This is a genomic window from Bradyrhizobium sp. P5_C11_2 (assembly GCF_054049755.1).
Genome location: NZ_JBFULT010000358.1, coordinates 1 through 7,852, shown reverse-complemented (window position 1 = coordinate 7,852; position 7,852 = coordinate 1). Strand labels below are relative to the sequence as shown.

The 7,852-nt window shown below is 66.1% G+C and carries 8 protein-coding genes and 2 pseudogenes; 4 read left to right on the top strand and 6 right to left on the bottom strand.

Annotated elements, in window-relative coordinates:
- The 4 genes and pseudogenes from ACXJL8_RS27425 to ACXJL8_RS27410 form a co-directional block, all read left to right on the top strand.
- A pseudogene (locus tag ACXJL8_RS27425) lies at nt 1-430 on the top strand (FUSC family protein); the annotation flags it as partial.
- Nucleotides 427-630, top strand: coding sequence for a DUF1656 domain-containing protein (locus tag ACXJL8_RS27420; protein WP_456617600.1), 204 nt, complete (start codon nt 427-429; stop codon nt 628-630). The pseudogene ACXJL8_RS27425 and the gene ACXJL8_RS27420, both read left to right, overlap by 4 nt.
- A 10-nt stretch (nt 631-640) precedes the next feature.
- On the top strand, nt 641-1,846 hold the full coding sequence (locus ACXJL8_RS27415; RefSeq protein WP_456685915.1) for a biotin/lipoyl-binding protein: 1,206 nt from the start codon (nt 641-643) through the stop codon (nt 1,844-1,846).
- A 262-nt stretch (nt 1,847-2,108) separates the two neighbouring features.
- The gene (locus ACXJL8_RS27410; protein ID WP_456617820.1) at nt 2,109-3,155 is read left to right on the top strand and encodes a helix-turn-helix domain-containing protein; all 1,047 of its coding nucleotides are present in this window, start codon (nt 2,109-2,111) and stop codon (nt 3,153-3,155) included.
- 178 nt (nt 3,156-3,333) lie between these two features.
- Here the strand turns inward: ACXJL8_RS27410 and ACXJL8_RS27405 are convergent, their stop codons facing one another.
- The 6 genes and pseudogenes from ACXJL8_RS27405 to ACXJL8_RS27380 form a co-directional block, all read right to left on the bottom strand.
- The gene (locus ACXJL8_RS27405; RefSeq protein ID WP_456617602.1) at nt 3,334-4,272 is read right to left on the bottom strand and encodes an acyltransferase domain-containing protein; all 939 of its coding nucleotides are present in this window, start codon (nt 4,270-4,272) and stop codon (nt 3,334-3,336) included.
- Nucleotides 4,273-4,281: 9 nt separating this feature from the next.
- Nucleotides 4,282-5,232 (bottom strand): AEC family transporter, encoded by a 951-nt coding sequence (locus tag ACXJL8_RS27400; RefSeq protein ID WP_456617603.1) that lies wholly within the window; start codon nt 5,230-5,232, stop codon nt 4,282-4,284.
- Complete coding sequence (gene mdcB / locus ACXJL8_RS27395) at nt 5,229-6,110, bottom strand: triphosphoribosyl-dephospho-CoA synthase MdcB (protein WP_456617604.1); 882 nt, start codon at nt 6,108-6,110, stop codon at nt 5,229-5,231. The genes ACXJL8_RS27400 and mdcB overlap by 4 nt, the downstream gene beginning before the upstream one ends.
- A complete protein-coding gene (gene mdcG, locus ACXJL8_RS27390) occupies nt 6,107-6,787 on the bottom strand; it encodes a malonate decarboxylase holo-[acyl-carrier-protein] synthase (RefSeq protein WP_456617605.1) in 681 nt (226 codons plus the stop codon). Before mdcG ends, mdcB begins: the two co-directional genes overlap by 4 nt.
- Nucleotides 6,762-7,484 carry a biotin-independent malonate decarboxylase subunit gamma gene (gene mdcE, locus ACXJL8_RS27385; protein ID WP_456617606.1) on the bottom strand — a complete coding sequence of 241 codons (723 nt, stop codon included), beginning with the start codon at nt 7,482-7,484 and terminating at the stop codon, nt 6,762-6,764. Before mdcE ends, mdcG begins: the two co-directional genes overlap by 26 nt.
- Nucleotides 7,471-7,852, bottom strand: a pseudogene (locus ACXJL8_RS27380) (biotin-independent malonate decarboxylase subunit beta); the annotation flags it as partial. The pseudogene ACXJL8_RS27380 and the gene mdcE, both read right to left, overlap by 14 nt.

Genomic DNA, 7,852 nt, shown 5'->3' with positions numbered 1-7,852 from the left:
GGACGAGGCAAGGCGCGAACTGAACCAACCGGACAGCGCACGAACCCGGCATCTCGCACCCGAGGAAGCCGGGTTTCGCGACGCCGCGCGGATCGAGCAGATCGTGACGGCCAGGGGCGCCTCCCCGATTGACGATCAGACCGTCGCCGAAGCGATGCACTATTTCGACCGGGCGGCGAGCCTGCGGCGATGCCGCGCGGAATTGAGCCGGCTGACGGCAGGACCGCTTGCCGGCGCGGCGCGCGCCGCGGAAAYGGCCCTTGCGCTGCGGAGCGGAGCAGCGATCCTCGCGGCTGCCGAGGCGCTGCGCCAAGCGGCCGCTCAAAGCGGCCTGCCTGCCCATGCGGCCATTGCCGCGCTCGTGCCGGCAAGCGTTGCGTTCGCAGCGCCGCAGACTCTCACCGGCCCCAGCCAAGGGAAGCGGTCATGACGAACACGTATCGGGAGCTCGTCTTCGGCGGCGTGCTCATTGCTCCCATCGTTTCTTATGCCGCAATCGCGCTGGTCGCGTTCCTGATGCTTCGCCCTGTGCTGCGCCTGGTCGGATTTGCGAGATTTTTCAGTAGCCCGTCACTGGCCGAGCTCAGCCTCTATGTGGTGATCTTCGGCCTGCTGGCATTGTTTTTCTAGGAGACGAGTCATGGCTGGCCTCGAAGAACCCGTGGCGCGTGACACCAGCAATCGCGGCGCCGACGACAAAGCTCCCTGGCAGGCGACGCCCTCAACCGCGTCGCGACGCGAGGCTATCGGGCGGTTCATGGCTGGCGCCGGCAGGCATCTCGCGACCCTCGCCATCGCGCTGGTCGCCGTCCTGATATCGGTTGCGACGTGGCAGCATTACGTCACCGCGCCCTGGACGCGGAATGGCAGCGTGCGCGTGCAGGTCGCCAATGTCGCGCCGCAAGTTCCGGGCAAGATCGTGGAACTGCGGGTGGCCGACAACCAGTTCGTCCACAAGGGCGATGTGCTCTACGTCATCGATCCCTTCGACTTCGAGGTGGCCGTCCGCGTCGGCAAGGCCGTCGTCGACCAGCGGGCGGCGGACCTGGAGGTGAAGCAGGCCGAGTTCGACCGGCGCCAGCATCTGTCCGATCTTGCAGCGACACCCGAGGAACAGCAGATCTTCGCCGGCAATGCCACGCAGGCCAAGGCCGCCTACGAGGCTGCGGCCCATCAGCTCGCACAGGCCGAATTGAACCTGAAGCGTACCAATGTGACGAGCCCCGTCGACGGCTACGTCACCAACCTCCTGCTGCGCGTCGGCGACTATGCCGTCACCGGCGTCAGCAACGTCTCCGTCATCGATTCCAACAGTTTCTGGATCGACGGCTATTTCGAAGAGACCAAGATGGCCCGCGTCTGCGTGGGCGATCGCGCAGAGGCACAGCTGGTCGGCTACTCCAGACCCATTCTGGGACATGTGAAGACCGTGACTCGCGGCATCAGCGTGTCGAACGCCGCGGCCGGCACACAAGGCTTACCCAACGTCGATCCCATCTACACCTGGGTGCGGCTTGCGCAGCGCGTGCCGGTTCGCGTCGCCATCGACACGGTGCCGCCGGACGTGCCGCTCGTTTCCGGCATGACAGCGACAGTGACCATTCGGCAGCCTGCCGCGGTTGGCCGCCAAACCTGGTTCGACCAGCTCCGCGCAAGCCTCGTGGATCCCGTATCCGACTGGTTCGGCAAAGGACGCCCACCCCGTCCGAACTGCTTGCAGAGCACATCGCAACAGCTCCCGGAGGTGGAAGYGATTCCCTACGCGCGGGAACCCTCAGTTCCTCCGGCCGAGAAAGTCGCTCCGGGCCTCGCCCCCGGTATCGACGCTTCTCCGCGTCTTCCCTGAATCGATCTCGCCAGGGTCGCTCCACCCATCCCGGCGGCTGTCATCACATCGCGTCGTGCAACATCCGGATCAGCGGCCAAGCCCTTTGGCCGCTTGATCTAATTGATTTCATCGCGACATACGGTCGCTTCCTTCGCGTTTGCAAAATCTCACAGTCCTTAAGGATCGATCACGAGCTTTGGGGCGGGATCAGACCTATCGTGGTGGCATCCACTGTTGCATTCGGCGGCTCGGCAGCAGGACCTAAGACAGGGAACGAATGATGCTCACCGATATGCAAGCGGCCGGAGCTCGGTCAACGTATCAACCCAGCCACGGCGAACCAGATCCCCCGCAGGGGACGTCCACATTTTTCCACGAGCGGAAGTGGCGACAGCCCAGGCAACGCGTGGGCACGACGTCCGAGGAGATCACAATCTCGCGCTGGACCTATGCGCAAACAGCCGTAAGGCACGACGAAGCGACAACGCCTCCCGGCCGATATTTCTTCTCGATTGCCTTGAAGACGACCCGTCTCAAGCTGACCAGAGGCAATCAGGCCATCTTTGACGGCATCATGCCGGCGGGGACGCTGTATGTCGGCTCGCCCTGCCAGCAGCTCAGCGCGCAATTCCAGGCGCCGTGCGACTTCCTGCACTTCCACGTCTCCGCCAATTGCCTTTCATCCTCGCCGCCGGGAACGAGGCCGCTCACGCCCAGGGCTCTGAACGATCTCGTGCTGTTGCGCGATCCGTTGGCCGAGCAGCTCGCCAGGGCGCTGACCGAACACGGCCACTCGGCCGATCAGGAATTCGCGCGCTGCATCGCCCGGACGCTGGCGATGCATGTGGCCCGGCGCGAACTGCCGCGCACGAAAGTCAACGCCCTGCCGAAATGGCGTCTTCGCCGCGTCGAAGAATATGTCAAAGCGCACTTCGACCACTGCATCAGCCTGTCCGATCTTGCCGGCGCCGCGGGATTGTCCCGCATGCACTTTGCGGCGCAGTTTCGCGCCGCGACCGGATACCGGCCGCGCGAGTACCTGCTGCACCAGCGCATCGAGCATGCGAAATCGCTGTTGTCGCATACCGAGACGTCGTTGGCCGAAGTGGCGCTGACGGTCGGCTTCTGCACGCAGGCGCATTTCTCGACCGTTTTCAAACGGATTGTGGGCGACACGCCGGCACGTTGGCGATGCGCCAGCCGGAACGCGCTGGCGTCGTCCAGGCTCGCTGGCGTCGATCCGGTTCCGGCACGCCAGGCAATGTCTCGCGTCCTGCCGGCGGACCTGCGTGAATCATGCGAACTGAGAAACAACCTGGGGACTTGAAATACTTTGCCCGCCGGATCGGCGATGCTGCAGATGTTAGTGACTGAGACCCCAAGTCACGGCTCGTGCCCCTCCCTGGCATCCGAGCATTTGAGGGCCGTCCTCCCCCCAAGGACGGCCCTTTTTTTGACCGCGTCGCGCGCGATCTGTCCGGGATCGGACCGGCTCCACTCCGCGTCTAGCCGTTCAGATGACGCACAAGCCAGGCCCGCACGCCCTGAAGACTCCTGAAATCATCCAGYGAGCGCGCCGGAAGTCCGCTCCCGATTTCCACGGCCATGCCGCTGAGCGCATGTCCCGGCCCGAGTTCGAGAAACCCCGTCGCCCCCGCTTCGACGCAGGCTTGCAGGCAATCTGCCCATTGCACGGTTTGCGATATTTGCGCGGCGAGYTTGTCGAGGCCGGTTTCGAGCGAGACGACCGGAGCGGCATCGATCCCGCTCAGAATGCGCGCTCCGCTCCTCGGCGGGAATACCACCGATGCCAGGCGCAAGGTCTCACGAAAGACGGCAGACGCCGCGGCGAGCCGTTTGGTGTGGGAGGCGACCTCAACCGGCAACGCGACGATCCTTGCGGCGTGCATCGCCCGCGCGTCTTTGGCAAGCCTGCCCAGCGCCTCGCGGCCGCCGCCGATGACAAAGGCATCGCCGGGATTGACGATGGCGATCGCTGCGCCATGACGCTCGCAAAGGCGACCGACTTCCTCTCGCGAAAGACCGCGGACGAAGATCAGCCCGTCACCGGCGTGCGTGGCCGCATCCATGGCTTCCGCCCGGCGCGCCGCAAGGTCGAGCGTAACGGACGCATCGAGCAGGCCGCCCGCGCCCCAGGCTGCGAGCTCACCGATGCTGTAGCCGGCAAAGATGGCGCCGCGAGGCATCGCATTTCCCAGCGCGGCCGCGGCGGCCAGCGCCTGCAAGGTGCACAGAATCTGGCCGGCCCGGTTGTGATGCAGAGCCTCGATGGGTTCGCTGCGTACGAAATCGCGTGGATCCCTGCCGCCCAGCAGGGTTGTCGCATGCGCAAACAAGTCCGCGGCTTCCGGTGCGTTGCCCGTGAGGGCGAACATGTCCCGATGCTGTCTGCCTTGTCCCGAGCACAGGATCGCAAGTGTCATGGTCGCGGCCTAATGGGGAAAGAGCACTGCGATCGCAATTGCAAGGGTCACGACGCTGAATCCGGTGCTGGCGATGACCATCGACCCCACCGTCGCGGAATCCAGCTTGTAGTTGACCGCAAACAGAATGCCGAAAAAGCCCGACGGCAATGCCGCAAGCAGAATTGCCGTTTTCGCAACGTCAGGACCGAGGTGAAAGACGTAGACGATCGCGACGGCCAGCAACGGACGCAAGATGTCCGCAGCTCCCGTTGCGGCAACGACACGCCAATCGAGCCGGAGCGATTGGGCCGACAGAACGAGACCGGTCAGGAATAGGGCAACGCCTGCGGCCGCGTTTCCGATCAGGACGAGGCAGGCATGAACAAGCGGATCGAGATTCAGATCAGACAGTGAAAGCATGACGCCGAGCGCGGGCGCCCACACCACCGGCTTGGCGAACGCGCGCCGGACTGCCGTCAGAACCGGCGGCGTCGGCGTGTCGGCGCCGCGGCTCTTGCTGGCGCTCATCTCGGCGATCACGAGGGTCAGAGGGCTGACGAGGATAGAGCCGGTTGCCAGCGCGACGGCGACCGGGACGACTCCGGCCGGCCCCAGCACGGTCGACAGGATCGGCAGACCGACGCCGGCAAGATTCGGGAAACCGACCGTCAGAGCCTGCACCGCTGCATCGGACCTCGTCACCGCAAAGAAGCTGCGCTCGAACCAGTACCAGGCGAGATAGATGATCAGCATCGTCAGGCCGAACACCAGGAAGACCGGGACCTGGTCGGTGATCCGGTCGCGCGGGGCCGATGCGGTCGCAGCGAACAGCGAGGCCGGCAAGGCGAAATCCATCACGAGCGCATTGAGACCTTCGACGTGATCGTTGTCGACGATGCGGGCCTTGCCTGCAACGAACCCGAGCAGCAGGACGAAGAAGACCGGCACCAGCGCCATTAATATGACGTTCGACGTCATGAGCCGGGCCTCTCATGGGCGTCGACGAACAGCGTCATCGCAAGCAGGTCGGCCGATCCGCCCGGGCTGAGACGCCGGGCGACGAAGCTTTCATGGACCGATTGCGCGCGCGCACGCCAGCCGGCCGCACACACCCCGCCGGCGTCGATGAAGTGACGCGCGGCGCGATGGGCAAAGCGAAGGCCGTCGAGCCCGCCGCGATGCAGGAGATTTGTGTCCTCAACGGACGCGATCAGGGCAAAGCACGCCTCGACCCGGGCGGCTTCCGCTTCCGCGGGCACGGCCGGCGTCGTCCTGCGCAAGGCAGGCAGGCCGATCCGGTAGACGCTGGGAAACCCGGTCGCGGCCTCGAGACGGGCGCCGCCCGCGTGATAGCGGCGGCGCGCGGTGCTGCCATGGCTGTGCAGCAGCACCGGACCGTCGAGTATGCTGCCGCCCCAGACGCGTGCCACGACATCGCCGAGCGGCAGCCCGGGATCGGCGAGCCCGCCGGCCCTCGCACCCGCCGCCGCGCACAACAGCCCGAGCCCGAAGATCGCGCCGCGATGGGTGTTGATGCCGGAGGTCGCCGCGAGCATCGCACGTTCGGCCTCCAGGCCGATGATCCTCAGCCGTCCCATGCCGCAACCAAGCGCGCCCGCGTCGGCGAGCCGTTGAAAGTAAGGCCTGATGGCCGCAGCGCTGCGGCGAAACATGCCGGCATCCATGTCGTCGTGACTGCCATTGTCGACATGGCTCACGAGCCCCGGCTTCGGCCAGGTTTCCAGCTCCATGACGAGGCAATCGGCGGCGACGTCGCCGATGGCTGCGGTATCGGCGACCCTTCGCGTCCGGTACGAAACGAGCGGTTCAGCCCCGCGTGCGGCCGCGGTGATCATGATCCCGTCGCTCCCGAAATGAATCGATCCCTGTCGAGCACGGCCACGCTGCCGATGGTCTTGACCAGGAGCTCGCTCGCACCGCCGTGGAATTCGCGCCAGTTCACCGCCGCACCATCCGCGCGCATCAGCTCGCCATCGAGCCGCATCGGCGCTGCGGTTTCGATCGCGGCCACATCGGCCGCGAGATCATCCAGATCCGTTTCGCGGTGGAATTCGAGCAGGACGTCGAGATCGGAGCGGTCGGTCACGTAATCGAGCCCGGTCAGCGACTGCCAGGCGAGGCTGCCGAATATCCGCACATCCACCGCATGCCGGAGTGCAAGCTCGTCGAGTCGATCGAGCGTCAGCCTCCAGTGACGCGGCGCCGAGGCACGCACCTCCCGCAGCGAGGGCGGTCTCGCAACCGAAACGACATGGCCGACATCAGCGAGAAGGGAGAGCCGCTTCTTGCCGGCAGAGGGCGGCAGCGGCAGGCCCAAAGCGAGGCCGGTCGCCTCGCCTGGCAGCGCGCGCCGCCTGATCGTCGGCCATCCCATGACGGGCCAACACCCGACCAGGGGATCGGCGGCGAGATCGCCGCGCATCTCGAGCAGCGCGCGCCAGCCCTCCGGGCTGACAAAGACGAGGTCGTGGCGGCCGGGCGGCCGCTCACCGGGTTTGCAGGGCCAGGTCACGAACCCGCTCCGCGATATCGGCAGCCTTGATCCGGCCACCACGTTCCCTGCCGAGCGCATCCCGCCGGTCCTGCACGGCGGGCATGTCAGCCATTAGCGCCGCCATCTGGTCGGCGAGCGAGGCGTCATTGCGCCATGTCATGTGAACGGCGCCCATCCGCGCGAGGTTCGACAAGCCCGGCGCGAACACCGGCGTCGATTTCGCCTTCTCCTGGAGTGCCTCGACCGACAGCTTGGTGACCTTCGCCATCGACGGCAGATCCATCACCGCGGGATCGGCGCCGGGTAATCCGACCAGCACGCGGGTTGCAAGGCCCGTCGCAAGCAGGGCACCGGCGGCGGAATGGCCGTACAGCAGACCGATGGTCGGACGGCCATTCATGTCCGCGTAGATCAGCGCCTTCGCCAGATGCGCCAGGAATTCGTTCAGCCCGAGCAGTTCGTCACGCTTGCTCATGCGCTGGCTGTCGCTGTCGACGAGGACCAGGATCGGCCCGCTGCCGCGGCCGATCGAGTCCAGCACATGTCCGGAGAGCCTGATCGCTTCGTCGACGCCGAGCGCGGTCCGATCGGCAACGCCGATGACGAGAATTCTGCCATGGGATCGCAGCGTCGCCGATCCGGCAATGATGCCCTTGTCGTTGCTGACCTCATGGCCGTCCGGAAACAGCGAGGCGAGAATGTCATCGAGCGTCACGGCTGGTCTCCCCGATCCTGTTGGCGAGCGCAATGAACTGGTCGGCGGGCAGCTCCGGAACGGTGTCCGCATGCGCGATGCCCTCCGCCGTCCAGATGTCGACGGCATCCGCGCAGGCGCCGAAGCGGCGTAACCTGCCGGCAAGCCGCTCCTGCTCGGCCTTCAGCCTGTCGAGGCTGAAAGGGCCGACCAGGCCGAGCAAATCGCGCGCGGCCTCGCGAAAATCCTGCACGGTGTCGTCGGCGAAGACGTCGGCGGCGCCGAGGAGCCGGCGGTGCTTGCCGCCCATGGTGCGCCAGATCAGGGCGCGATCGCGGGAATCGAACTCCTCGACGCCGCGGTTGGTCTCGATGACCTCGGGGCCCGAT